Below are 20,932 nucleotides of genomic sequence, written 5' to 3' on the forward strand. Positions count from 1 at the left end.
GCGATGCAAATCTTTGGTCGTGCCAGACATCCGTCTATGCGCTGGCAACTGCTTTTTCGATCTCCTGGGCCGAATGGCCCGTGAGGTCCTTAGGGATTTCGCCAATAAGCACCGCAGATAGTTTCTGATGATAGTGCTTGCGCAGTTCGCCAAGCGTTCGAGGGGCGGCGATGATGATCAGATTAGCGATTTGCCCGCCCAGAACCTGTCGGTTGAGCAGTTCGGCAGTTCCAGCTGCGAAACTGTCTTCCTCGATTTGACTGCTGTCTGGATTGGCGGAGCTGCTTTGATGACGCGCGCCGGACCCCTTATTCTCGTTGGTAACATCTTCAACCGCCAAGGCCGTCAGCTTTGGGCTGGCTTCGTCTCCTGAGTTGCGGAACAAGTTGAGCCTTTCGCCATCAGCTACTGCAACGGTCGCGCCCTTGGGAATATCCATTCGTGATCGCCTCCGAAATTGCGCCAGCCGTTGGCTAATCAGATTGAAAGCCCGTTGACGTCAGTCTCAACGCCCCAAGCTGCCAATGGATGCTTGGGTCTGAGCCTTTCATCGAACCCGGCCACCTGAAGGCTTCGCCGATCTGATATAGCCCCGAAAACGCTGCGGTGATTGAGATTGGCATCGAGTTCACACTCCGTTCGCTGAGATTGATTGATAAGGGGGTGACGATGAAAGACGCTTTATTCAGGGTACCAGTGACAGTTGAGTTACCTAATGGCGAAGTTCTCACCCTGTGCAGTGCGTCCGAGACTGCCGTCTTGATGATGGAGAAGTGGCCTCAAGCGCACGGCCCAAGATATCTGGACGCGCTGCAAGCTTGCACGCACTCAATGACTACCGCGGACGATGTTGAAAAAGCCCGTCGGGCGTTTCTGGCGGCTGCCAAGGAAGCTGGTCTAAACGTGCAAGGTATCCATGATGACGACCCCCACCGCGTTCGGTGGAGCAGCCCAAATCGTCATACATCGCCGATGAGAAACGGCGGGACCGTGGACACAGGGAGGAGCAAGAAGACTTTCTCGTCCGTTTCCTGGCGCGCGAAACCGGCATCACCGAGGCGCAGGCTCAGGCACTGATCGGCATGGTTGGCACCGATCGGGCATCCCTGCTGCGGGAGGCCAGGATTTTGAAGGCGCAACGTTAAATGCCTGTCAGCTTATGGACCGCTCAGGACGGCGATCTCTGCGAGTTTGTGCTGTGCGGTAGGTATCGACCCCTCGCTATCTGCCGAATATTGGGTTCCGAAAATCTGATCGGCCCGCGCTCTCCGCCAGAGGCGCGGGCTCCCAAAGGTTTAGGTCAAGGCGTCACAATAGAAGACCTAAATTCTTCCTGTCTATCAGCATGATTTAGCTGGTGCCTGCCTGGCTGAAACGACCGTGCCGTCGTCCTTGCGAACTTCCACCGCCACGATGCCGTCCTGGGTTCTGGCCGGAAACTGCGCCAGCGCGTAATCCCGTGCGGCTTTCTCACCGTCGAACGGCATTTTCTCGACCATGCCCTGTTTGCCGTACCAAATCAGCGTGTAGGCCAGCTGCCCACTCCTTTTTGCCAATGTTTTCCTAGCGCACACCTGGTCTACATTCACCGCGTACAGAGAACGCTTTCCGGGCGGATTTTATAAATCCCTATTAGGGATTCGTATCGTAAGCGCGCATTTCAGTGCACGTCGTAAAGCGGCTTGAAGCGGAGGGTCAGGCAGGCTGCTTTTTGAAGTTGTGGGGCAGCAGGTCCTCTATATCGGCGTTGTCGGGACGCTGCGGCAGTTCGGTTAGGACGTGGCGCAACCACGCGAAGGGTTCGACGCGGCATGCCCGACAGGTCAGCATGAGGCTGTAGATGACAGCGCTGGCCTTGGCCCCATCCACGGTATCGCTGAAGAGCCAACTCTTTCTTCCGGTTGCAAAAAGTCGGATGTCCCGCTCCAGAAGATTGTTGTCGATCGGCATCCTGCCGTCATCTGTATAGCGCGTCAGATATTCCCATTGATTGAGTGTATAGGAGACGGCATCGCCAAGCTTGGTGTCGGGCACGACCTTTGGAGCGATTGCGTCGAGCCAGGCCTTGAGGGCGCTCAGGACCGGGACGCTGTGTTTATGGCGAAAGCGACGCAGGTAGTCGGCCTGCGTTTCATCCCCGTCGTCCGGCTTTTCGTCCCGCGCCTGCCTTTCGATGCGGTAGAGCTGGTCGAAGAACTTGAGGGCCTGCGCCGGCGGCCCGCCGGGTTTCTTCCTTGCCTTGAGGGCTTCGACAAAGCGTCGCCTGGCATGAGCCATGCAACCGACATGCGTGGCGCCTTTCAACGTGCGCCAGGCCGAGTAGCCGTCACTCATCAAGATGCCGCGATAATCGGCGAGGAAGGTCTGCGGGTATTCTTGCCCGCGACCGGGCTGATAATCGAACAGCACGATCGGCTGCTCGCTGTCCTCGCCGTTGCGATAGGCCCACATGTACGAGGTGCTGGTGGGGGCCTTGTCCTTTTCCTTCAGCACCTGGACCGTGGTCTCGTCGCCATGGATGACGGTCTGGGACCGGAGCCGCAGCTTCAGCGCGTCATAGACGCGAATGAGGTGCCTTTCGCTCGAGCCGATCACCCAGTGGCCCAGCGCGCCGCGGCTGACAGGAACGCCGGCACGCTCGAAGGCTTGCGCCAGACGATAGAGCGGCGTGCCATCAACATATTTATGAACGAGCGCGAAGGCCAGCGTCGAGGCCGTGGCGACACTGCCAGGCAAAGGCTGCGCGGGCATCGGCGCAATGACGATTGGCGTGCTGATCCCAGTGCGGTCGCAGTGCCGGCAAGCATATTTGAACCGCGCATTCTGCAAAACCTTCGCCTTCACCTCGATATGAAGCTGCTCGGTAACCAGCTCGCCCATGCGATGCATCCGGTCGCCGCAGCACGGGCAATTCTTCTGATCGTCGGCAAGGTCGTATTCGACGCGCTCGCGCGGCAGGTTCTCCGGCAGGCGTCTTCGGCCGGGTTTCTTGCCTTCCGCCTTTTCGGCCTCCGGCAATCCCGTGTTCGGCAGATCAACGCAATCCGTCCCGTCGCAGCCCTCGTCGTCCCCTTCAACCGCGTTCTTCTCCGCTTCGTTGAAGACGCGATCCATGTGCTTTTCGCTGCGCGGCGCAAAACGATGCAGCCGCGCGAGCGCCAGTTCTTCCTCAAGCTTGACGACGCGCTGCGCAAGAGCTTCCCGCTCGGCCTTCAGCGCAGCGATTTCGGCCGCATTCGCCGCCAGAAGCGCCATCAATTCCGCAACGGTCGGGGTGCCGGCTCGATTCATCGGATTCTTGAATCTGAAGCATGCCGTAACGTCAACGGCCAAATTCAGCCGACAAACTGATATTGCCGCACCGGGTGGCGGACCATCGCGTCGATATCAATGCCGTCGAGCAGCCAGTGCAATTGCTCGGCGTCAAGCGGCACCACTGTCTCCTGCCGCCGAGGCCAGCGGAACTTGTCTTCCGTCAGCGCCTTCAGCACCATCACAAAGCCCGACCGATCAAAGAATAGTAATTTCATCCGGGTGCGGCGGCGATTGCAGAAGGCGAACACCGCGCGATCGAACGGGTTGAGGCCCATCGACTGCTCGACCAGGATCGCAAGGCTGTTGATCCCCGCCCGGAAGTCGATCGGCTCCCGGTGAAGATAGACACGTAGATCATCAGCCAGCCGGAACATCGCAACGCCCCAACGCTTCGATCATCGCCGATAGAGCCTGGGCATCCGCACCTTCAAGCTCAAGCCGCACCCCGTTCGGCAGCGACGCCTTCAAGCGCACCCGTGGCGATGTCGGCCGACCCGTCGTGGCCGGCGGCCGCGCAATCGGCGCTGCCTCGACCACTGGAATAAAGGTCGACGCCGCGCAGGCCGGCAGAACCGTCAACGCGTTCTCCGCCCGCTGGTCCTGGCGCAGCTTGACCCAATTGCGCAACTGATTGGCGTTGACCCCATGCTCCAGCGCCAGCCCTGCAACCGATACCCCCGGCTCAAGGGCCGCATCGATCAAGCGTTCCTTCTCAACCGGATCAAACCGTCGCTTGCCGTTGCGAAGAACCCGCACGACCCGAAGCTGCCCTGATATTCCCGTGCCATCCAATGTCATTGTGTCCACTGTCTCCCTTGTGGACACAGACTCCCTCACTGCCTGATCAATGAACAGGTGCGGGGATTTGCGCGCTTACTTCGTATCAATCAGATCCGCACCATCCGGCGCATCTCTTCGACTATCGTGCTCTCGCTGTAAGGCTTAGGAAAAAATCGGCTTCCTTCTGGAAGCTCGATCTCTTCGATGATTGCCCTGCCAGATGCCACGATTAGCTTTACAGGCGGCCATCGGTTGCGAATGTAATGCGCCAATTTGATGCCATCCATTGTTCCGGGCATCCCGACATCGGTAAACACCAGGTCGATATCCGAACGCGCCTCCAGAAGCCGGATCGCCTCATCGGCATTGCTTGCTTCAAGCGCCTCGTACCCCGCAGATGAAACAAGGTCGACTGCTCCCATCCTGATGATAGCGATGTCTTCAACGATGAGAATGACAGCCTTGCGGGTCATGAATTTTCCGGATTGTACGGGACGAACGTTCGCGTGGCCTAACGGTTGCATGAGCTGATCATCGGGCTACGCCGCCGCTGGCAAATCTTCACCTGCGTGGGCTGTTTGCGTGTGGATAATCGACACTGCAGTGCCAGGCTTGCCGTCGGTTACCCTAATCTCACTCTGCAAATTCTTGACGAGGGCCTCGACAATGCCAGTGCCTAACCCTGGCTTTGCGGCACCTCGGCCGGTCGGTATGCCAATGCCATCGTCTTTCACAGAAAGGGTCCAATCTCCCCCATCCGAGCGATAGTCGACCGTGATCTTGCCGGAGCGTTGTTCAGGAAAGGCGTGCTTTAGTGCATTGATCACGAGTTCGGTAACGATCAGGCCCAAGCTTATCGACGCGTCCGACTTCACGACACTGTCGTCAACGGTTACGGCGATTGTGAGCCGGTCTCGATCGTAGATCATCGACGCGGCGAGGCTTTCACAGAGCTGCACGAAATATGTTCGAAGTATCACCTTGCCAGCCCCAGACGATGCAAGATGCCGCTGCACTGCTGCAATTGACATCACCCGGTTATGGGCGTCGTGCAGATGGCCGCGAGCCTCCTCGGATTGAACCCTGCGGGCGCTCTGCATCAACACGCTCGCGATGATCTGGAGGCTGTTGGCAACCCGATGCTGGACCTCCTGCATAAGGATAGCCTTCTCCCGGATCAGATCGTCCTTTTGCCTCGCGTCTGCGCGAGCGTCAGTGACGTCGGTTACCGCCATCAACAGCCGAATGTGGTCATTATCGCCATCATCCAGCTTGCGGGCGTTCACAACCAACTGTTGGATTTTCCGCCCCGGTCGAACAAGGTCAACTTCATAGGCTGCGATTTCAGCGCTTCCCGAGGCAGTCGCCTTGAGCAGCGAAGCAAGCTTTGCCATACCCCATTCGCCCGCACCAAGTTCTGACAGCATCCGGCCGGGGACCAAGGCCGGGTCGATCTCGAAGGTCCGGCAAAACGAAGCGCTGGCCGCAATAACCTTCATGCTGTCCGTCAGGAACAAAAGAGGTTCGTTTGACGACACGACCACGGCAATCGTGCTCGCAGCTTCCAAGTGTGGGGTTAGGTGTGACGCCATAATACTTGGCCCTCAGGGGCCGAAAGCTCGCGAAGCGAGCCATCACTCGGCATGAACGTCGATCGAAAAATCATGTTCAATCGAAAAACATGTCCCACGCTATCACGTCGAGCATCTTTCGCTATGAACATAAATCTGCCTTTGAACGGCGCGCAGACAAGGCCATATCCTCCCGGGACTAGCCGCGAGGCCTGACTTTATGTTGCGGCAAGCTTTCCAAGGGGTTTTCCGCCAACTTGGCTGTTCGCTGATCTTTTAGCCATAGAGTCTTCTTTTTTCGGGCCGCCAACTCATCTCTAACGCCATCGGCGGCAAAACGGCCACCGGCCACATTCGCAAAGTCGGCCCTATTGGTTCGGTAGTCTTCTTCTCTCGCAGACATATCTGATCTCCTCTGGAGATCAACGCGGTTGAGCGCCATACGGTTCCACAGTGGTAGGCTGGCACCAAGCGATCGGCTTGCAGGGAATGTATCTGTTCCGCAAGAAGCTGCCGTGCCACTTTGGAGCCACGACGTCTGACGTTCGCTCTTGAGAGGGCTGACAGCCGTCCAAGGTCTCCATTGTAATAACCGAATGCCAGCATAGCGAACTGGACCTGAAGGACGATTTCCTTGAACTTATTCACATTCCCCGGCAGCACGACCAGCGGCGCCGGCGCTGGAGTTGCTGGTAGCTGAACAGCCGACCACGGTGATCGACGAACCAATCAGGGTTGCCAGGGGACCAGCGCCAGCCGCCATGTTCTGCGGGAGGCTGAAGACGCCGGAGCCGACCATCGAACCGATCACCAACGCTGTCAGGGAACCCAGTCGAAGTTTCGTTGGCGCCATGGTCGCTACTTTCGAAACAGTGATATTGAAATCAGCCGTAGTCATGATGCTCTCCAAATTTGAAGGCTCTGATGGGAGGCAATGAACAGGAAACAGAGGCTGGCAGCTTCGAAGCGGATCGAATCAGAAAAGGTGCGTTCCCGGTTCACGGGTCGCCGAGTTAAAGAGCTCGCTCACCGAAATCGGATGTGTCCGATCCATTCGCCCCAGTCGCATCGTCAGGCGACGTCGGCCGGCTCGGCTTTGCGTTTTCGCCCCGTGATCATGGCTCGAACCAGGTTTTCGCGATGGCGAAAGCTTGCCAGCACAACGCCGCCAATGTGGAGGAAGACGAGCAGCAGCAGGCCGTGTGCAGCCAGGCTGTGCGCCGCCTCAACCCACGACACGCCGAAATAGGTGTCCGTCGTCATCAGCCATCCGGTCAGCCCGGTTGAACCCATCGCCGCAATCAGTAGGATCACCATCGCGCCACCAGCCGGATTGTGGCCGATGTAGTGGTCTTCGCGACTGCTCAGTATTGCCGCGAGATAGCGCAGCACCGTCGCAGGATCACGCACGAATTGTGAGAAGCGCGCATAGGGCGTGCCCATAACGCCCCACACGAGCCGCATCGCGACCAGCCCGGCAGCGGCGTATCCAGCCCAGTGATGGATATTCTCCCAGGAATGGGAGGTGAACCAGGCCGTGACGAAGCTGAGCACCAGCGCCCAGTGGAAACTTCGCACGACCCGATCCCAGACGCGTACCATCTCCGGAGATGGCTGCGCGTCCGCGGCCTCCGAAACGCTCAGATCAGTTTTCGCCGGCTTCGGCATTGTCAAGTTTTTCAAGGGTTTCGGCATTGTAGGCCAAGTTCACCTTCTTGCCGGCCTTGTCCACCGCGTAGACTTCGTAGCAGCCCTTCTCCACCTTGATCTGTCGGACAGTGAGGCCTTCGCCGGTCAACTGCGCCTCGAGCGTTGCTTTCGGCTTGAACTGTGATTTCGGGGCGGTGCTGCAGCTGCCGCCTGCGGCGAGTGCTGGCCCTGCAATCAAGCCCGCGAGGGCGGCTAGAACAAGAGTGCGGTACATGATGGCTCCATTTTGAAGAGTGGGCGCGGATGTTGCGCCTGTGGGTAGGATTTCGATCGACTTCAGTCAGACGGCGACATGACGCCATCGGTGCGGCATAACCAGTTCAACCTGACAACTGGCTGACAGCTGGATCGGCATCGCCGATCGGGCTCGCGCCGGACGGTTTGATCTGGCGCAAGGACGGCGGGTGACACCGCAAGCAGGATGACGAGCCAGGATGAAGAGCGCTTCAGCTGCCTTCCTGAAAGAGGATCGCTATGAAAACCATATCGAGGAGAGCAGCGCTCGGGCTTGCTGCCGCAATGCTCATGGCCGGCAGTGCCGGCGCCGTCCACGCTGCTTCGCTTGTCCAGATTTCGCTGTGGGACAAGGGCGCGAGTACGGAGATGCCGATGGGTCTCGCCTATGCAGCGCCTGGCCTCGATCTCGCCAAGGCGACCATGGGCATCAAGGCTTCGCCCGGTGCGGTGAAGGCTGGGGAGGTCACATTCAATGTGAAAAATGACTCCAAGGACACCGTTCACGAAATGATCGTGATGTACCTTGCTGATCCCGGCAAGCCGCTTCCTTACCTTGAGGCCGAGAACCGGGTCGACGAAGACAAGGCTGGCGACAAGGGCGAGGTTTCGGAGCTCGATCCCGGCAAATCAGGCTCGTTGACTGTCGATCTGAAGGCTGGAAAATACCTGCTTATCTGCAACGTGCCAGGTCACTATGGCGCCGGCATGTGGGCCGAATTCACCGTCGAGCCATAGGCCTTTCGGAAGCGGACGGGATCGGCAGTTTTGTAGGTTAACCGCCGGGGCGACGGAACGGCTGCCTGGGTAGTGCACGATGTTTGTGTGGTTGAAGACCGCATCACCGTCGCCTGACGTTGGGCATAGCGGGGAGTGGATCGTAATCCGCCTTCGCTATACCGGCAACCAGAACATTGGAGGCCACGGCGTTGGCTGCCGCCACGCCGATGATCAGGCTCGCCGTCGAGACGATGCCGTCATTGGCGCCAAGCACTGCGGCCCGCAGCCAGCCAATGCGCCGCATGCAGACGGCTCATGAGGTCACCGCGCACGCCGTGCGGCTGGCCGCAGCATCCTGATGAGCACCCCCGATTTACATAATAATGCTGCCATAGAGGGAGACGACAACGATGACAACCGGCTTGGCGAGATCATGGATCTCGCCCATGGCACCAAGGCTGAAGTACCACGCCAAAGCTCCGGTTATCGGCATGCCGAAAATGAACAAGTAAAGCACCAACAACGCGCGATAGGGATTTGCGTTGCCGCCTACACGTGAACGTCGCCAAAGGAAAGTTCGCCGTCGTGACCGATAGTGAGAAAGGTCGTGACCAGCAGGCCGGCGTAGAGTCCGCCGACCAGAACCACGATGACTAAGCCGGGGATTGGCCCCAGCGCTGCCGCACTAACGGCCTCGCGTACCGAACCGACGAAGCCGACGCGGACGCCTTCGGTGAGAAGACTAGGCGTCGACAGTTTGAGGATCCAGGCAAGCAGAAGGATCAGCAGCATGTGGATGTAGTTTCGGCGCAGACGCCGCGCTAACGCAACGCGTTGTGAGACCAGAAATTTGGGCGCGCGGAGGCTCTCCCCGACGATCAACAGCCAATCGGAGGCAAAGTCCGGCTGCGGTGAGAAAATCTGTGCAAAATAGTGGCGCTCGAATTGTCTGACGCGGGCGCGGTAGAAGTCGAAGAAGCGATATCGCCGTGCCTCTATCCACAGCAACAAGAGGACAAGCAACATGGCGAACAGGAGCACGCCGTGATGCGCGCTGGCCGTCGAAAGCGATATGGAAAGCATCGCCGCGACGACCGTTATAGCCCAGTTGCTCGTCCGGTCCAGACGGTCGCGCCATCCCGCCATGCGCGCAATCTCCGCGCGATGGAAATGCGACATCACGGTGACGAGTTCGCCAGACGAAAACGGTCTTCCGATGGGTTGCGGGGCCGCCAACGCATCTGCCATGACCACATCTCCACCCTGCTTGGAAAACAGTTTAATGGAGATATCGTTCCCGAAGCCTGCTTGACACCTTCCCCGCCGGAGGGCGCAGCCAGACTTTCTTGCGAACGCACAACGTCACAGGGCGCCGGGCCTGCCGTCGATGTGCTGTCTTGATTGCGATCCGACCCATCACCGGGCCGCGCTATGAGGTCGATATCCGGGATATGCCCCTCGGCGCTGAAGCGGATGAGGTGTGCGCACTTCATGTGGATGTCGCCGCCATGCGCGCCGCTGCTACCGCCCGCCATCAGCTCCTCGAAACCATCGCCCGCGCGCGCGATGAAAGTAAGGTGTACGCAATAGGCTAATCACAAATCGGCAGACAAATGCGGAGACGCGACCACGGACCGGAGGGGCGATGTGGTACGGGTTGAAGCTGGCGACAACCGTTCAAGTTGGTCAGAAGAACGAGTTTGAGAATTCAGGTCCTGAACCGGTCGATTCTTCAGAGGCGATTGTTGCTCGGACGCTGGATTCAAACCTGGCGACACCCAGCACGAAACCGCCTTTAACCGGCGGCTTCGTGCCGAATGGATGCTACTTCGCCATCTTCTCGCATTCTTTCGTTGCCTCAGGCGTCGAGGTGTCCACCATGTAGGTCTTGCCGTCGGCGCCGGTCATCATCATGACGCAATGATCGAGGGGCTTCGACATCTTCATCATGTCGCCCATCATCTTTTCATCGGTCATGGTCATCGTTCCCATGTGACCGTCAGGCATCACGGCGATGACCTCGCCACCTTTCATCATTTTCATCATGCCCATCGCATCATCGGCCAAGACCGGTGTAGCCGAAAGGCCGAACAGACAGAACAGAGTGGTTAGTTTCAACGCGTTCATTGTTTCCTCCTTGTTGCGCCATTGCATGGCGCAACGGTTGCGGTGTTTCGGGCGCTTCAAGTCGACGTCTCCACGGCCGCCCGATGCCGTCGGGAGTTTCTTCAAAAACGTGTCGTCAAGGCCGTCAGCCACGCGGGCGAGGCGTTAACGAAGGCGGTTTCAATCGCCTTGTCGACGCCGGTGAGTATCGCAGCGGCGGTGGTGATCAGCACAAACCCGAGCGCGATTTTCAGCCCGCTGCCGGCACTGGCCAACTGACCGCGCCAGCGCAAAAGAGTTTCGCGCGACAGTGTCCCAAGGATCAAAAGCGGAAGTGCCGCGCCGATCCCGAAAATGATCATAGTGACGGCAACCTGCGCGAGGTTATGACCTTGCGCCGCAAGCACGGATGCGGCGCCCAACGTCGGACCGACGCATGGACTCCAGACCGCACCGAGCAACAGGCCGACTCCGAACTGGCCCCACAGCCCGACCGACGAAAATCCGCCGAAGCGTTGTTCGGCCCAATTGCCGACCGGCCCCGCGGCGAGCGAGAATTGCGCCTGAAATGAAGGAACGACGAGGACGAAACCGAGGCAAAGCATCACGATCGCGGCGGCGCTCCGGAAGATGCCGCCGTCAAGCCCGATTGAAAACCCGATCGTCGCGATGAAAAGACCGATGGTGGTAAACGAAATGGCCAAGCCAGCCGCTAGCGCCGCAGGGCCGTAGCGATGCTGGCTCGCCGCGGCACCGAGCACGACCGGGATCAAAGGAAGGACGCAGGGCGAAACCGTCGATAGCACACCCGCAAGCAACGAAAAACCCAGTCCACCAAGCATAGCGGTCGCTCAGATCGTCGTATCGAGCAGCTGCTTGATGGCATCCGCCTTGGTTTCGCCGACCAGTCTTCCGACTTCTGTGGCGCCCTTGAAGGTGATCAGCGTGCTCTGCATTTGCGCGTTGAAAGCCCGCACGACATCCTTTTGGGCGTCGAAGTCAACTTCGAAGACCGCCAGATTCTTGTGCTCAGGCATGGGTAGCAGCCCTCCAAGCACCTGCTTCTGCGCCTTGCAAGTCGGGCACCACGACGCGGTGATCTCGACCAGGATTGGCTTGCCCGCCTTTTGCGCGGCGTCGAAAGCCTGCTGGGTGAAGGCCATCTGATCGGCGGCGAGCGCGGAAGGAGCCGAGGCGAACGTTGATGCGGCGGTCAGAGCGATGAGAAAAGCACGTCGATCAAGCATGGCTCACTCCTGAACTGTCTGCCCACCAAAAAAGGGTGACGGCGGACATGAGATGATAATTCGTACTTCGTCACGGAAAGCCGATTTGTTACATTTGGCGCGATACTCCACACCTGACAAAGATCCGTTCGGCTTCTTTGCCGCACCGGTCATAGGGGCTTTTTGCGAAGCTCGTTTTCCTAGCGGCTGTATAGCCTGCATGCGCGTTATAGCGCGTTGCATGGCTTCCGAGATCATCTCAGGCAATACGCTGCTCCCGGTCGTTCGGCTTGTCGCAATTCTGAACCTTGCCCAAGTGCTGACAGGGATTCAGCTATGGAAGGAGGATCATAACGAGCACCGACCACATTCGACCCTTGCCAACATCACGCCAGCCGAGTTCGCATCGAAAATGAGACTGGAAAAGCTGGCCGCATGAGGCCACAAATCATGATCCGATCTCCAGGAACTGGACCGTTCAGAATTGAGTTTTCCGCTGTAATTTCCAGCCCGGAATTCAATGATCGACAGATCGTGCAGGGAGGCGCTTACTACGAGGCAACCCGCCGAAAAATACTGATTTGGAATGACTGAGTTGAACCCCAAGGCGTCACATGCGTATGCTGCCGAGTGTCGACTAACTCGAATCCCGGCCCGAGCGTCTGGCCGAGGCTCGTCGCATCATAACGCTCTACGCGAAGACCGCTACATCGGTCTGGCCCGTCAGGGGCAAAAGTGGCAATGATCGCGTGTCCTCCGGCCTTTAGGGCTCGCCTCAGGCGCGCGACGTAGGCAACACGATCCTGCTCCTCGGTAAGGAAATGGAAGGCGGCTCTGTCATGCCAGATGTCGTAGGTTTGCGACGGCTCCCATCTCGTGGCATCGGCAACGAGCCAATGGGCTTGCGCGGCCCGTTCTCCAAGGCGGGTTTTGGCAGCCTCCAATGCGGCGAAGGACAAATCAAGGACCGTGATGTCCCTAAAGCCCTTTTCGATAAGGCTATCAACCAGACGTGAAGCACCCCCTCCGATGTCGATGATAGCCAGGTCGTTGGTTGGCGCTAAAGCGGCAATCAGTTCGAGCGAAGGAGCGGGATTCTCTTCAAACCAGCTGACTTCTTTCTCGCTTTTCCTGGTGTACACGTCCTCCCAATGGGCCTGACGGCTCTCGCTTCCCATAAGTTTCTCCCTCCGGTTCAAGGTTAGCGGAATATGGTCACTCCACCCATTCTCGACAACAAGCACATAGCCACGACATCCGTATTTACCCCTGCGGCTCTGTTGCGAGAGGCTCGGCGACAGAAGGGGTTGGCCGCTGAGCAAGTGCCGCCAGTATGCATTCTGGATCCGGATGGCGACTTGGTACGCCACTTGCGCCGAACGGGGTCAGCGCAACCGTTTGCGAACTGGCCCTGCTATCACACCGAACTGGACACATTCGACCTTGGCGGCCAGCGTGTCGGGATTGTGGGGCGGGTGGTCGGCGCGTCCTTTGCCGTCCTCGTAGCCGAAGAACTTTTCGCCACTGGATGCCAGCTGCTCGTGAGCCTCACCTCGGCCGGGCAGATTGTGCCGGCGGGGCCTCCACCTTACTTTGTCGTCATCGACAGGGCGTTGCGGGACGAGGGGACCAGCTATCACTACGCTCCTCCGTCGGAGTTCGCCGAGGCTGTCCCTGACCTTGTGACGCGGGCGGCAAGCGCGCTGGCGCAGACGGGGCTGCATAGCATTGTCGGGGCAAGCTGGACGACGGATGCGCCCTTTCGTGAAACCATCGAAGCCATCAACGCAGCGCGGACCAAAGGCATCCTCGCGGTTGAGATGGAGGCGGCTGCACTTTACACTTTTGCCCGCACTGCAGGCGCGCGGGTGCTCTGCCTTGCTCATGTCACCAATACGATGGGGCAGAGCGGGGATGATTTCGAGAAAGGAGATGCGGACGGCGCACGGGACGCACTGATGGCGCTTGAAAGCGTGATTGTCGGTCTGCACGACATTTGATTTTTGCATGGACACGTCAATGGCCGCGTGGTTCCAACTTTCGATCTGATCGCGCCTCGATGGCGCCTGTACGATCCCTGGTCCGACGCTTCGCATCAGACGGGGTCAGCCGATCCGTATTGTCGTCGAGAACGGGCTTGACGAAAACACCACGGTTCATTGGCACGGCATCAGGTTGTAGAACGCCATGGATGGCGTGCCGGGCTTGACACAATCGCCGATCAAGCCCGCCGAGCGTTTCACCTACGAATTCACACCACCTAATGCCGGCACCTTCTGGCATCACATCGCCATCAGGATCGACCAGGCAAGTTCGCGAGAGACGGCCGCCGCTTGATCAACATCGTTTGATCACGCGGTCGGGCTTCTTTGCGATGACAAGTGGTAACGACGGTCGATCCGGAGCGGACCTTTTGGGCCTAAGTCTTGATCCTTCATGGCCTGCGGCACTGGTTTGAGCGTAAGAGTGAGCAGCGTGGTGGCGGACAACGGATCTCACGCCACGGTTATAACATTCATCGGCTCATGGAGTCTGAAACCGGCCGCCGGGCGATGGCGAACAGGGATCTTGGCGCCGACTGCGTGGCTCATGCTCGCATGTTTTTCAACCGCAAGGAATACGACCGTGCATCTGCCGAACCGCCGACCTTCGCCCTGCTGCCGACGCCCTGCGGCGAGACTACGGTGCCTTGATCGCCATGATCTGTGGCCCTATGCCGAATTTCGACTTGGTGCTCCGGAGCGTCCGACGGTTGGAAAACCCTTTTGAATAGGCCCGAGGGCCGACTTCCGTCCGTTCGCCATTTGTGCTCAAAAAGTCGCGTAATGGGCAGTCTGGAAACGGCTGACCGATCCTACAAGCGCTAATCTGAATGTCCTCTAAGACGCACGCCTAACGGTAGTCCGTCTTGGGTCAAGGGGCTATCGCCGAGCGGTATCGAGCATCGACCGATGCGGATGCAGTGAGTATCATCGTTCGATAGCGACCCAGCAGTAACGACTTGATTTGCAATGTTGAAACCTTCGCCGACGGCTCGATGATACAGGCTGAGTCGATAGCCCGAGGGATCGAAAGCTCGATATCCTCGGGGGTAAGATTTGCGATCAGGATGCGGGTACTCTCGCCGCTGCGATATGCAACAGCCGCGATACCCGAGCGATCGAAAGACACCTCGTAGCGCTCCGCACCGGCTGCGGCCGCGAGCGCGGCGTGGACTGCCTGGATAGGAAGGTGAATTCCGGTCGGGCCGAGCAGGCCGAATGAACCGTTTGGAGACGCGATCATGAGTCGGTCGACACCAGCCGCGGCAGCCTCAGCTGCGACACCAACCGCGAAGGCCGCACCGAACAGCGCGCCATGCCGAGGGTCCTCGCCCGAAGCAGGTATTCTGACACGACCAGGATTTGCTGCCACACCGGGGCCGTAGGGATTGTGGCGCATTCCGATCGTGCAGGGACCGAGCCAAATCGGTTTTTCCGGGCACAGACACCGCGCCGTGGCGATGACGGAAGGATAGACGCCCAAGGTTTCCATGACGGAAAGGTCATCGGCTGCATGTACGACCGCGGCGTTGCCGAAGAAGATGAAATCGGCATCGCCGATTGGCGGGTTGCGATTGAATTCAGTGAACAAGGAAGGGGTGCCGGCGCCGATGGCAGCAGTGATACCGGTTGATTTGAGCGCGTCAACGAGATCGCTGACTGGCCGTTCGCCCGGAGGGACCAGGTTCGACCCCCTTGTCTTGAATTCCCGCCGGGGTGAAATCAGGACAGCGCTGGCTTCGATACCCGACGACCGGATCGCATTGACGACAGCCTTTGCCTCCGACGTCGGGTCGACCGCATCGAAGACCGCCTCGATCGCCAGCAGGGCTCCGATCGAGGCAGCCAATCTGGATGCCTCTGCCAGCGTCTTTGCATTATGTCCGCGCGAGCTGTCGAATCGGATAATAACTTGCTGTGCCGGGCCCAGCAGGGGTGCTGAGGCCAAGGCTTCGGGCAGGTCATCTGGGTCGAGAAACAGAGCCATGGCCGGCATCCGTCCGGCAGGTCCACCTAGCGTCAGCGTCGCCCGGTCTGCGGCTCGAGGGCGGGTCTTCGGTGTCTTGGCCTGGATGGAGACCGTGACACGCTGGACATCCTTCGAACCGCTGGCGATGATATAGGGTCGCGGCTTCGACAGCGGACGGACATATGCCTTGAACGAGGCGTCGGTCCAGTTGCGCTGATCCTCCATCTCGAAAACATCGCCTTCCATGCTGACCGTGCAGACCATGTCGGGTTGCGGCTCGTGCGTCATCGTGGCGATGTCGAAGGCCGGCTGATCTGGGCTGATCGCCTCGGGAAATACCGTTTCCTCGATCCGGCCGTCACTGTGTGTGATCGCCAGCCGTCCGCCTGCTGTCTCGGAAGGATGGAGCACAACGAACCCGGTGCGATTGGTTGGGAAGTCAGTGAGAGCGACGCCTTCCGCTTCCATCGTCAGCGCGCCGGAATCCTTGCCTCTTATTGTCATCCGGTAGGAAAAGCGGCCCTGCGGACCGGTGCACAGCCCGTCGTAGCCAACCTCAAACGTGGCCTCGTCTTCCGATATGCGAATGTTCGAAAGCTCTGCCTTGTATGTGCCCCAGGATGCGTCTCGCGCCAGATAGTTGATCGCTCGGACCGCCTCGACGCCAGCGAAGCAGATCGTGCGAAGGTTGCCCTCTTCAAGGATCGCGGTCAGCGGTCCGGCCGTAAGGGTCCGACGTTCGGCAACCGGCTCGTTCGTCCCGAACAGATCAAACGCGGTGACGTAGCCGCTCATATGCGTTCCGCGACCTTGGCATTTTCCAGCACGGCATAGGCGAGAACGGTCTTGTTGATCACCAGGTCGCGCGAGCGCTGGTCGAATTGACGGAAATGGTCCGAGGCAAGATGCAGGTCAAAGGCCGCGCGATCCGTATATATCTCATAGAGGAAAACACCCGTGGAACCGGTTGCATCCAACGGCGTCAACACATCGAAGCGCAAGCAATCCGGCTCGAGCTTGACGGAAAGCGCCGCGTTCTCGCTAACCAGCCGATGAAATTCGGGAAGGCCGCCCTTGATAAGTTCAAACGTCACGGTGATCGCGAAGGTGGCTGCACGGGCCTTTTGCTTCGATCGCCTTTGCGCCTTTTGCTGACCCATCGCAGTCATTGTGCCCACCGCTCCATCGAGAGGGCGCCGGTGTTTTCTTTCCATTGGGCGGGAATGATTGCCCGATGTTCGGCGGCCGCGCGATAGGCTGCGTCAACCAGGGCGTAGGTCTTGAGATTATCCTTGCCGGAGGTTTCGGCAGGCACGCCGCGCTGAAGGCAATCGAGAAAATGGCGGCAGGCCATGAATGCGCCTTCTTGCGCGACATGCCAGGGATTGCTGGTCCAGGACCGCAATGGTGAGCCGATGTCCTCCTCGGTCGTTGTTCCGTTGCTGGTGACCCGCATGATCGAGCCCGGACGAACGATGATCGAGCCTTTGTCGCCCTCGATCTCCACCAGCGTTTCCGGAAACGGATCGGGGTCGCGCCGTGCCTCGTATGTGCATTCGACAACGCTGACGGCGCCGCTGCGATGGCGCAAAAGCATCGTGGCCGTGTCCTCGGCCCGCACTTTGGGATTGCGGCGCTGGGTCTCACAGGAGATGCGCTCGACCTCGCCGAGAAAGAAGCGTGCGAGGTCGAGCACATGGATGCCGACATCGGCGATTGCCAGCCGTTCCTCGTCGTAGAAATAAGGCTGCGTGAGATAGACGTCGAAGCCGGTTCGGAATGTCACTCGCGCCCAGTTCGGCGTGCCGATGGCGCCGCTGTCGATGACGCGCCGAACATGGCGCATCGGCGTCTGGAAGCGAAAATTTTCATGCACCGCGAGCCACACGCCGGCCTTTGCGGCTGCCTCGACAATGGCGACGCAGTCGTCCCAGTTCGGGGCCAACGGCTTTTGCACGATAATGGCAACGCCTCGCGCAATCGCCAGTTCGCAGAGCGCGCGGTGCGTGTCGTGACGGGTGACGATGTCGACGCCGTCAAGACGCTCGGTCGCAAGCAAAGCAGCGGCATCCGTGTAAAAGGGCACGCCAAATGTCCGGCCCGCTGCCTCGGCTTTGCCGGGATCCACATCACAGACCGCGGCAAGCACGGCCCCATCGGCAGCGAGTTCCTTCCACGCATGCAGATGGTTCTGCGCGTAGAAGCCGCAGCCGATCACCCCAATCCGGATCGCCACCGTCGCCATGTTTATCCCGCAACGATGGGTGTTCTAAGGATGCCGATGCCATCGGCTTCGATCTCGACGACGTCGCCGGCCTTCATGAAGATCGGCGGCTTCTGGAAGATGCCGACGCCGGCCGGCGTTCCCGTCGAGACGATGTCGCCAGGTTCGAGCGGAATGTATTGCGACAGGAAGGAGACGAGTTGCGGCAGGGAAAACAGCCAGTCCGAAGTGCTGCCGTCCTGCAGGGTCTTGCCGTTCAGCCGTGTCTTCAGCGCGACATTATCGGGATGCGGCATCGCGTCCGAGGTCACGATGCACGGACCGATCGGCGAGAAGCCGGCAAAGTTCTTGCCGATGGTGATCTGGTTGTCCTTGAATTGGACGTCACGTGCCGAAATGTCGTTGAGAAGCGTATAGCCGAAGATTGCCGGCATCACGTCGGCTTCCTTTGCTTTGTGCAGTTTCTTGCCGATGACGGCGGAAAACTCCACCTCGTAGTCCATCTGCTCTGTCCTGACAGGCTTTTCAACCGGCACATTGGGTCCGACCACCGAGGTCGGCAGCTTGGTGAAGAAAAACGGTTCGGTCGGCATTTTCGCGTTGGGATTTTCCTCGGCGTGGCCCTTGTAGTTGATGCCGGAGCACAGCACCTTGCCCGGGCGGATCGGCGCCTCGAGGATCACGTCCGCGAGCGCATGGCGCGGAGCCTTGGCAAGGCCATCGCGGATACGGTCGAGGATGGCTTTGCCGCCCAGCACGATCTCCATCACGCTGCCGGCGATACCGGCTTCCGTCAGGCAGGCGACGTGATCGCCGTCGAGCACGCCGGCATGATGACTGTGGCCTCCCTGAGGGTGGGAGAAGGTAACAAGCTTCATCTAGTCCTCCGAAAGGAATACGGCCTTGTGCAGGGCCATTGGATTGTCCGCGAGTTTCTGGAAGACGGCCGGCGCTTCGCTGAGCGCGAAGGAGCTTGCAATCTTCGGGTAGTGAATCTTGCCCGAGGCAAGCAATTCGAGTGCCTCGGGAAAACAATCGACGGAGGCACGTGAGCCCAGGATGGTCACCTCCTTGCGGGTGAAATCGAGACCCGGGAAGGTGACGCCGACGCCTTTCTTCAGCAGCCCTAGAATGACGATGCGCCCGCCGGCGGCGACGAGCTCGATGGTCTGTTCCATGACCGGAGCAACGCCTGTTGCTTCCATGACGACCGGCATGCCTTCGCCCTTGGTGATCTCAAGCACGCGCTCAACCAGGCCAACTCCTCCGGCGATCGGGATAGCGCCAAGATCGGCGGCGGTGGACAATCGGTCTGGCGAGATATCGGTGGCATAGACCTTGGCGCCGAGCGCGCACGCGACCTCAACGATCGCCAGACCGATTGGTCCTGCACCGAGTACCAGCACGGTATCTTCAGCCGTGACCACGCCGCGCCGGCACCCCTGCACGCCGATCGCCACCGGCTCCGCGAAGGCAGCCTCGAAATCGGTAATATTGTCGGGCACAACATTCAGGTTCTGAGCCGGCGCCGTGACGAAGTCCGCAAAGCCGCCCTCGCGATGAACGCCAACAATGGTGAGGTTGGCGCAGCAATTGCGCTTGCCGAGCCGGCAGGGATAGCAGCGGCCGCAGCCGACGAAGGGGATCGACGACGACGCGTGTGCCGATCGCGGGGCCGCTGGTGCCCGGGCCATAGGCCTCGACCACGCCAGCGATCTCGTGGCAGCCGATCCTTGGATAGGTCACGTAAGGGTTCTTGCCGGTGTAGATGTAAAGGTCGCCAGCACACAGCCCCGCGGCCCTGACCCGAACGAGAACCTCGCCCTGGCCTGGAACCGGCTTCGGCGCTTCCGCGATGCGCAAGCTGAACGGCTCATCAAAGATTGCGGCACGCATGTCCTCAAGCCGCCTTGGCCGGTCGCACGACCTTGCCGTCGCGATCGAACTCGATCCAGTCTCCGGCACGCAGCAGATAGGGATCGGCGATCGCTTCGCCGCGCGCCTTGGCCTCCCGGTGATGCTTCATATATTCGGCGACCGTCCTTGTCACCATCGAGTTTGATGTAGTGGCACGGCAGCACTGTCTCCAGGCCAAGCCATTGCGTTGCGAGAACGCCTTCATAAGGGCTCATCTCGCCGGTCAGCATCTCGCCCGGCATTGGGTTCAGGTGAAGAATCTCTTGCGGATTGGCGATTCCGATACAGCCGACATTCGGCTTGTAAAGTTCTGCCTGAAGCTTGAGGTCGGAAAAGATGGCCGTGTCGCCGTAGTGGTAAAAGCGCAGATTGGTCGTCGGCATAGACGATGAAGGCCATCGGCACGCCGGAAATGAAGGAATTGTCCTTCAGCCTGATCTGCGACCAGTGATGGCATTCGAGCGGCTGAATCTCGATGCCGGCCACCTTGACCCTAATGCCCCAGGTCGTGGCGCGGATCTGGTTGGCCGGGATGCCACGGTCCATCAGCCACGCCTTCACCTCGCCTCCGCAAACGATTGGACAGCCATATTTCGCGGCGATCTTGTCGGTATCGCCGAGATGGTCGAAGGCCGCATGGCTGACGATGACCAGATCGACATGATCGAAGTCGGTCGATTTTGTTGCCGCGCCGGGATTCTGGTCCAGAAACGGATCGCACAGGATGCGCAATCCGTCCCGCGTCAAGATTTCGTAGGCGGCGACGCCGTGGAAGCGCATGCGGGTGGTGGGATGAAGAGCCATTTCATATCCTTGGGATTGGTTGGCTGTCCGACGGCGAGGGAGATCACGCCGCCGGACGCTGCTTGAGCCTGACGCAAGGCTCCGCGACATTGAGTTTCTGCCTATTTCACGTTTTAGCGCCGTCAATACCTTGTCGACATTGTCCTTGGTGATCAGGATGACGCCCGTATCGAGAGAGTCCGGGATCGGACGGCCGCCATCCTTCGACGAGAGGCCAGCCGACTTCAGCGTGTTGGTGTTGTAGTCGTGCAGCAACTTGACCGCGTAGTAGATGAACAGCTCGCGGTTTGCACCACGATGGCGTCGACCCAGCC

At 59.5% G+C, this 20,932-nt stretch carries 30 protein-coding genes and 4 pseudogenes; 9 read left to right on the top strand and 25 right to left on the bottom strand.

All coding sequences use genetic code 11. From position 1 onward, the window contains the following. Window positions 1-34: 34 nt before the first annotated feature. Window positions 35-439, bottom strand: a complete 405-nt coding sequence (locus GA829_RS36250) for a host attachment family protein (protein WP_195180528.1) — start codon at window positions 437-439, stop codon at window positions 35-37. Window positions 440-669: 230 nt separating this feature from the next. Between GA829_RS36250 and GA829_RS37760 the strand changes: the two are divergent. Both GA829_RS37760 and GA829_RS36255 read left to right on the top strand, forming a co-directional pair. Next, window positions 670-843, top strand: a pseudogene (locus GA829_RS37760) (DUF982 domain-containing protein); the annotation flags it as partial. Window positions 844-941: 98 nt separating this feature from the next. Then, entirely contained in the window at window positions 942-1,145 is a 204-nt protein-coding gene (locus GA829_RS36255) for a hypothetical protein (protein ID WP_258052436.1), read from the top strand. 195 nt (window positions 1,146-1,340) lie between these two features. Here the strand turns inward: GA829_RS36255 and GA829_RS36260 are convergent, their stop codons facing one another. The 10 genes and pseudogenes from GA829_RS36260 to GA829_RS36305 all read right to left on the bottom strand — a co-directional run bounded on the left by GA829_RS36260 (window position 1,341) and on the right by GA829_RS36305 (window position 7,590). After that, entirely contained in the window at window positions 1,341-1,556 is a 216-nt protein-coding gene (locus GA829_RS36260; RefSeq protein ID WP_195180213.1) for a hypothetical protein, read from the bottom strand. 139 nt (window positions 1,557-1,695) lie between these two features. Next, complete coding sequence (tnpC, locus tag GA829_RS36265; protein WP_195180212.1) at window positions 1,696-3,291, bottom strand: IS66 family transposase; 1,596 nt, start codon at window positions 3,289-3,291, stop codon at window positions 1,696-1,698. 44 nt (window positions 3,292-3,335) lie between these two features. Continuing rightward, window positions 3,336-3,689 (bottom strand): IS66 family insertion sequence element accessory protein TnpB, encoded by a 354-nt coding sequence (gene tnpB, locus GA829_RS36270; RefSeq protein ID WP_195180211.1) that lies wholly within the window; start codon window positions 3,687-3,689, stop codon window positions 3,336-3,338. Further along, window positions 3,673-4,113 (bottom strand): IS66-like element accessory protein TnpA, encoded by a 441-nt coding sequence (gene tnpA, locus GA829_RS36275; RefSeq protein WP_195180323.1) that lies wholly within the window; start codon window positions 4,111-4,113, stop codon window positions 3,673-3,675. Before tnpA ends, tnpB begins: the two co-directional genes overlap by 17 nt. An 89-nt stretch (window positions 4,114-4,202) precedes the next feature. Then, window positions 4,203-4,568 carry a response regulator gene (locus GA829_RS36280; RefSeq protein WP_195180210.1) on the bottom strand — a complete coding sequence of 122 codons (366 nt, stop codon included), beginning with the start codon at window positions 4,566-4,568 and terminating at the stop codon, window positions 4,203-4,205. Window positions 4,569-4,634: 66 nt separating this feature from the next. Next, window positions 4,635-5,687, bottom strand: a complete 1,053-nt coding sequence (locus tag GA829_RS36285) for a sensor histidine kinase (protein ID WP_195180209.1) — start codon at window positions 5,685-5,687, stop codon at window positions 4,635-4,637. A 178-nt stretch (window positions 5,688-5,865) separates the two neighbouring features. Further along, window positions 5,866-6,069 (bottom strand): hypothetical protein, encoded by a 204-nt coding sequence (locus GA829_RS36290; protein ID WP_195180208.1) that lies wholly within the window; start codon window positions 6,067-6,069, stop codon window positions 5,866-5,868. Between the two features lie 300 nt (window positions 6,070-6,369). Further along, window positions 6,370-6,519, bottom strand: a pseudogene (locus tag GA829_RS36295) (arginine-ornithine antiporter); the annotation flags it as partial. A 218-nt stretch (window positions 6,520-6,737) separates the two neighbouring features. Then, window positions 6,738-7,268 (bottom strand): cytochrome b/b6 domain-containing protein, encoded by a 531-nt coding sequence (locus tag GA829_RS36300; RefSeq protein WP_195180215.1) that lies wholly within the window; start codon window positions 7,266-7,268, stop codon window positions 6,738-6,740. A 43-nt stretch (window positions 7,269-7,311) separates the two neighbouring features. Further along, window positions 7,312-7,590: a PepSY domain-containing protein gene (locus GA829_RS36305; protein WP_023795810.1), complete on the bottom strand. Its 279-nt coding sequence runs from the start codon at window positions 7,588-7,590 to the stop codon at window positions 7,312-7,314. Between the two features lie 260 nt (window positions 7,591-7,850). On the opposite strand from GA829_RS36305, the gene GA829_RS36310 reads away from it, so the two are divergent. Then, window positions 7,851-8,348 carry a cupredoxin domain-containing protein gene (locus GA829_RS36310; RefSeq protein WP_258052489.1) on the top strand — a complete coding sequence of 166 codons (498 nt, stop codon included), beginning with the start codon at window positions 7,851-7,853 and terminating at the stop codon, window positions 8,346-8,348. A gap of 154 nt (window positions 8,349-8,502) precedes the next feature. Here GA829_RS36310 and GA829_RS36315 read toward each other — a convergent pair. Continuing rightward, window positions 8,503-8,634, bottom strand: a pseudogene (locus tag GA829_RS36315) (VIT1/CCC1 transporter family protein); the annotation flags it as partial. 54 nt (window positions 8,635-8,688) lie between these two features. Here GA829_RS36315 and GA829_RS36320 point away from each other — a divergent pair. Continuing rightward, window positions 8,689-8,889 carry a hypothetical protein gene (locus tag GA829_RS36320; RefSeq protein ID WP_195180529.1) on the top strand — a complete coding sequence of 67 codons (201 nt, stop codon included), beginning with the start codon at window positions 8,689-8,691 and terminating at the stop codon, window positions 8,887-8,889. Here GA829_RS36320 and GA829_RS36325 read toward each other — a convergent pair. Further along, complete coding sequence (locus tag GA829_RS36325) at window positions 8,880-9,578, bottom strand: DUF2270 domain-containing protein (RefSeq protein ID WP_195180530.1); 699 nt, start codon at window positions 9,576-9,578, stop codon at window positions 8,880-8,882. The two genes, GA829_RS36320 and GA829_RS36325, sit on opposite strands and share 10 nt — an antisense overlap. Before the next feature lie 149 nt (window positions 9,579-9,727). Here GA829_RS36325 and GA829_RS36330 point away from each other — a divergent pair, with 149 nt between their 5' ends. After that, window positions 9,728-9,925: a hypothetical protein gene (locus tag GA829_RS36330; RefSeq protein ID WP_195180207.1), complete on the top strand. Its 198-nt coding sequence runs from the start codon at window positions 9,728-9,730 to the stop codon at window positions 9,923-9,925. Between the two features lie 229 nt (window positions 9,926-10,154). On the opposite strand, the gene GA829_RS36335 is transcribed toward GA829_RS36330, so the two are convergent. The 3 genes from GA829_RS36335 to GA829_RS36345 all read right to left on the bottom strand — a co-directional run bounded on the left by GA829_RS36335 (window position 10,155) and on the right by GA829_RS36345 (window position 11,683). Further along, window positions 10,155-10,457 carry a hypothetical protein gene (locus GA829_RS36335; RefSeq protein ID WP_195180206.1) on the bottom strand — a complete coding sequence of 101 codons (303 nt, stop codon included), beginning with the start codon at window positions 10,455-10,457 and terminating at the stop codon, window positions 10,155-10,157. A 101-nt stretch (window positions 10,458-10,558) separates the two neighbouring features. After that, on the bottom strand, window positions 10,559-11,278 hold the full coding sequence (locus GA829_RS36340; protein WP_195180205.1) for a cytochrome c biogenesis CcdA family protein: 720 nt from the start codon (window positions 11,276-11,278) through the stop codon (window positions 10,559-10,561). 9 nt (window positions 11,279-11,287) lie between these two features. Beyond that, window positions 11,288-11,683, bottom strand: coding sequence for a thioredoxin family protein (locus GA829_RS36345; RefSeq protein WP_195180204.1), 396 nt, complete (start codon window positions 11,681-11,683; stop codon window positions 11,288-11,290). Between the two features lie 220 nt (window positions 11,684-11,903). On the opposite strand from GA829_RS36345, the gene GA829_RS36350 reads away from it, so the two are divergent. After that, a complete protein-coding gene (locus GA829_RS36350; RefSeq protein ID WP_195180203.1) occupies window positions 11,904-12,101 on the top strand; it encodes an integrase core domain-containing protein in 198 nt (65 codons plus the stop codon). 112 nt (window positions 12,102-12,213) lie between these two features. On the opposite strand, the gene GA829_RS36355 is transcribed toward GA829_RS36350, so the two are convergent. Continuing rightward, on the bottom strand, window positions 12,214-12,840 hold the full coding sequence (locus GA829_RS36355) for a class I SAM-dependent methyltransferase (protein ID WP_195180531.1): 627 nt from the start codon (window positions 12,838-12,840) through the stop codon (window positions 12,214-12,216). 33 nt (window positions 12,841-12,873) lie between these two features. Between GA829_RS36355 and GA829_RS36360 the strand changes: the two genes are divergently transcribed. From GA829_RS36360 to GA829_RS36370, 3 genes and pseudogenes are all read left to right on the top strand, one after another. Then, complete coding sequence (locus GA829_RS36360; RefSeq protein WP_195180202.1) at window positions 12,874-13,662, top strand: nucleoside phosphorylase; 789 nt, start codon at window positions 12,874-12,876, stop codon at window positions 13,660-13,662. 70 nt (window positions 13,663-13,732) lie between these two features. Next, window positions 13,733-13,999, top strand: a pseudogene (locus tag GA829_RS36365) (multicopper oxidase domain-containing protein); the annotation flags it as partial. An 89-nt stretch (window positions 14,000-14,088) separates the two neighbouring features. Further along, window positions 14,089-14,355, top strand: coding sequence for a hypothetical protein (locus tag GA829_RS36370; RefSeq protein WP_195180201.1), 267 nt, complete (start codon window positions 14,089-14,091; stop codon window positions 14,353-14,355). 220 nt (window positions 14,356-14,575) lie between these two features. Here GA829_RS36370 and GA829_RS36375 read toward each other — a convergent pair whose 3' ends face one another. The 8 genes from GA829_RS36375 to GA829_RS36400 all read right to left on the bottom strand — a co-directional run bounded on the left by GA829_RS36375 (window position 14,576) and on the right by GA829_RS36400 (window position 20,873). Continuing rightward, window positions 14,576-16,141 carry a hypothetical protein gene (locus GA829_RS36375; protein ID WP_258052433.1) on the bottom strand — a complete coding sequence of 522 codons (1,566 nt, stop codon included), beginning with the start codon at window positions 16,139-16,141 and terminating at the stop codon, window positions 14,576-14,578. Between the two features lie 323 nt (window positions 16,142-16,464). After that, entirely contained in the window at window positions 16,465-16,767 is a 303-nt protein-coding gene (locus tag GA829_RS36380; protein ID WP_258052432.1) for a putative quinol monooxygenase, read from the bottom strand. Window positions 16,768-16,838: 71 nt separating this feature from the next. Further along, window positions 16,839-17,918 carry a Gfo/Idh/MocA family protein gene (locus GA829_RS36385; protein WP_195180199.1) on the bottom strand — a complete coding sequence of 360 codons (1,080 nt, stop codon included), beginning with the start codon at window positions 17,916-17,918 and terminating at the stop codon, window positions 16,839-16,841. A 2-nt stretch (window positions 17,919-17,920) separates the two neighbouring features. Further along, window positions 17,921-18,775: a fumarylacetoacetate hydrolase family protein gene (locus GA829_RS36390; protein WP_195180198.1), complete on the bottom strand. Its 855-nt coding sequence runs from the start codon at window positions 18,773-18,775 to the stop codon at window positions 17,921-17,923. Then, window positions 18,776-19,402 carry a zinc-binding dehydrogenase gene (locus tag GA829_RS36395; RefSeq protein WP_374940462.1) on the bottom strand — a complete coding sequence of 209 codons (627 nt, stop codon included), beginning with the start codon at window positions 19,400-19,402 and terminating at the stop codon, window positions 18,776-18,778. Continuing rightward, window positions 19,311-19,793 carry an alcohol dehydrogenase catalytic domain-containing protein gene (locus tag GA829_RS37765; protein WP_374940463.1) on the bottom strand — a complete coding sequence of 161 codons (483 nt, stop codon included), beginning with the start codon at window positions 19,791-19,793 and terminating at the stop codon, window positions 19,311-19,313. The genes GA829_RS36395 and GA829_RS37765 overlap by 92 nt, the downstream gene beginning before the upstream one ends. A 4-nt stretch (window positions 19,794-19,797) precedes the next feature. After that, window positions 19,798-19,950, bottom strand: coding sequence for a hypothetical protein (locus GA829_RS37255; protein WP_258052491.1), 153 nt, complete (start codon window positions 19,948-19,950; stop codon window positions 19,798-19,800). Between the two features lie 65 nt (window positions 19,951-20,015). Next, complete coding sequence (locus tag GA829_RS36400) at window positions 20,016-20,873, bottom strand: MBL fold metallo-hydrolase (RefSeq protein ID WP_258052492.1); 858 nt, start codon at window positions 20,871-20,873, stop codon at window positions 20,016-20,018. Between the last annotated feature and the right edge of the window lie 59 nt (window positions 20,874-20,932).

It is taken from the genome of Mesorhizobium sp. INR15 (assembly GCF_015500075.1).
Lineage (GTDB): Bacteria > Pseudomonadota > Alphaproteobacteria > Rhizobiales > Rhizobiaceae > Mesorhizobium.

Bases quoted from the DNA above. Each gene is read 5' to 3' on its own strand.
- GA829_RS36250 (WP_195180528.1), bottom strand. From the start codon at position 439: ATGGATATTCCCAAGGGCGCGACCGTTGCAGTAGCTGATGGCGAAAGG.
- tnpC (WP_195180212.1), bottom strand. From the start codon at position 3,291: ATGAATCGAGCCGGCACCCCGACCGTTGCGGAATTGATGGCGCTTCTG.
- tnpB (WP_195180211.1), bottom strand. From the start codon at position 3,689: ATGTTCCGGCTGGCTGATGATCTACGTGTCTATCTTCACCGGGAGCCG.
- tnpA (WP_195180323.1), bottom strand. From the start codon at position 4,113: ATGACATTGGATGGCACGGGAATATCAGGGCAGCTTCGGGTCGTGCGG.
- GA829_RS36280 (WP_195180210.1), bottom strand. From the start codon at position 4,568: ATGACCCGCAAGGCTGTCATTCTCATCGTTGAAGACATCGCTATCATC.
- GA829_RS36285 (WP_195180209.1), bottom strand. From the start codon at position 5,687: ATGGCGTCACACCTAACCCCACACTTGGAAGCTGCGAGCACGATTGCC.
- GA829_RS36290 (WP_195180208.1), bottom strand. From the start codon at position 6,069: ATGTCTGCGAGAGAAGAAGACTACCGAACCAATAGGGCCGACTTTGCG.
- GA829_RS36300 (WP_195180215.1), bottom strand. From the start codon at position 7,268: ATGGTACGCGTCTGGGATCGGGTCGTGCGAAGTTTCCACTGGGCGCTG.
- GA829_RS36305 (WP_023795810.1), bottom strand. From the start codon at position 7,590: ATGTACCGCACTCTTGTTCTAGCCGCCCTCGCGGGCTTGATTGCAGGG.
- GA829_RS36310 (WP_258052489.1), top strand. From the start codon at position 7,851: ATGAAAACCATATCGAGGAGAGCAGCGCTCGGGCTTGCTGCCGCAATG.
- GA829_RS36320 (WP_195180529.1), top strand. From the start codon at position 8,689: ATGAGCACCCCCGATTTACATAATAATGCTGCCATAGAGGGAGACGAC.
- GA829_RS36325 (WP_195180530.1), bottom strand. From the start codon at position 9,578: ATGGCAGATGCGTTGGCGGCCCCGCAACCCATCGGAAGACCGTTTTCG.
- GA829_RS36335 (WP_195180206.1), bottom strand. From the start codon at position 10,457: ATGAACGCGTTGAAACTAACCACTCTGTTCTGTCTGTTCGGCCTTTCG.
- GA829_RS36340 (WP_195180205.1), bottom strand. From the start codon at position 11,278: ATGCTTGGTGGACTGGGTTTTTCGTTGCTTGCGGGTGTGCTATCGACG.
- GA829_RS36345 (WP_195180204.1), bottom strand. From the start codon at position 11,683: ATGCTTGATCGACGTGCTTTTCTCATCGCTCTGACCGCCGCATCAACG.
- GA829_RS36350 (WP_195180203.1), top strand. From the start codon at position 11,904: ATGGCTTCCGAGATCATCTCAGGCAATACGCTGCTCCCGGTCGTTCGG.
- GA829_RS36355 (WP_195180531.1), bottom strand. From the start codon at position 12,840: ATGGGAAGCGAGAGCCGTCAGGCCCATTGGGAGGACGTGTACACCAGG.
- GA829_RS36360 (WP_195180202.1), top strand. From the start codon at position 12,874: ATGGTCACTCCACCCATTCTCGACAACAAGCACATAGCCACGACATCC.
- GA829_RS36375 (WP_258052433.1), bottom strand. From the start codon at position 16,141: ATGGAAGCGGAAGGCGTCGCTCTCACTGACTTCCCAACCAATCGCACC.
- GA829_RS36385 (WP_195180199.1), bottom strand. From the start codon at position 17,918: ATGGCGACGGTGGCGATCCGGATTGGGGTGATCGGCTGCGGCTTCTAC.
- GA829_RS36390 (WP_195180198.1), bottom strand. From the start codon at position 18,775: ATGAAGCTTGTTACCTTCTCCCACCCTCAGGGAGGCCACAGTCATCAT.
- GA829_RS37765 (WP_374940463.1), bottom strand. From the start codon at position 19,793: ATGCGTGCCGCAATCTTTGATGAGCCGTTCAGCTTGCGCATCGCGGAA.
- GA829_RS37255 (WP_258052491.1), bottom strand. From the start codon at position 19,950: ATGGTGACAAGGACGGTCGCCGAATATATGAAGCATCACCGGGAGGCC.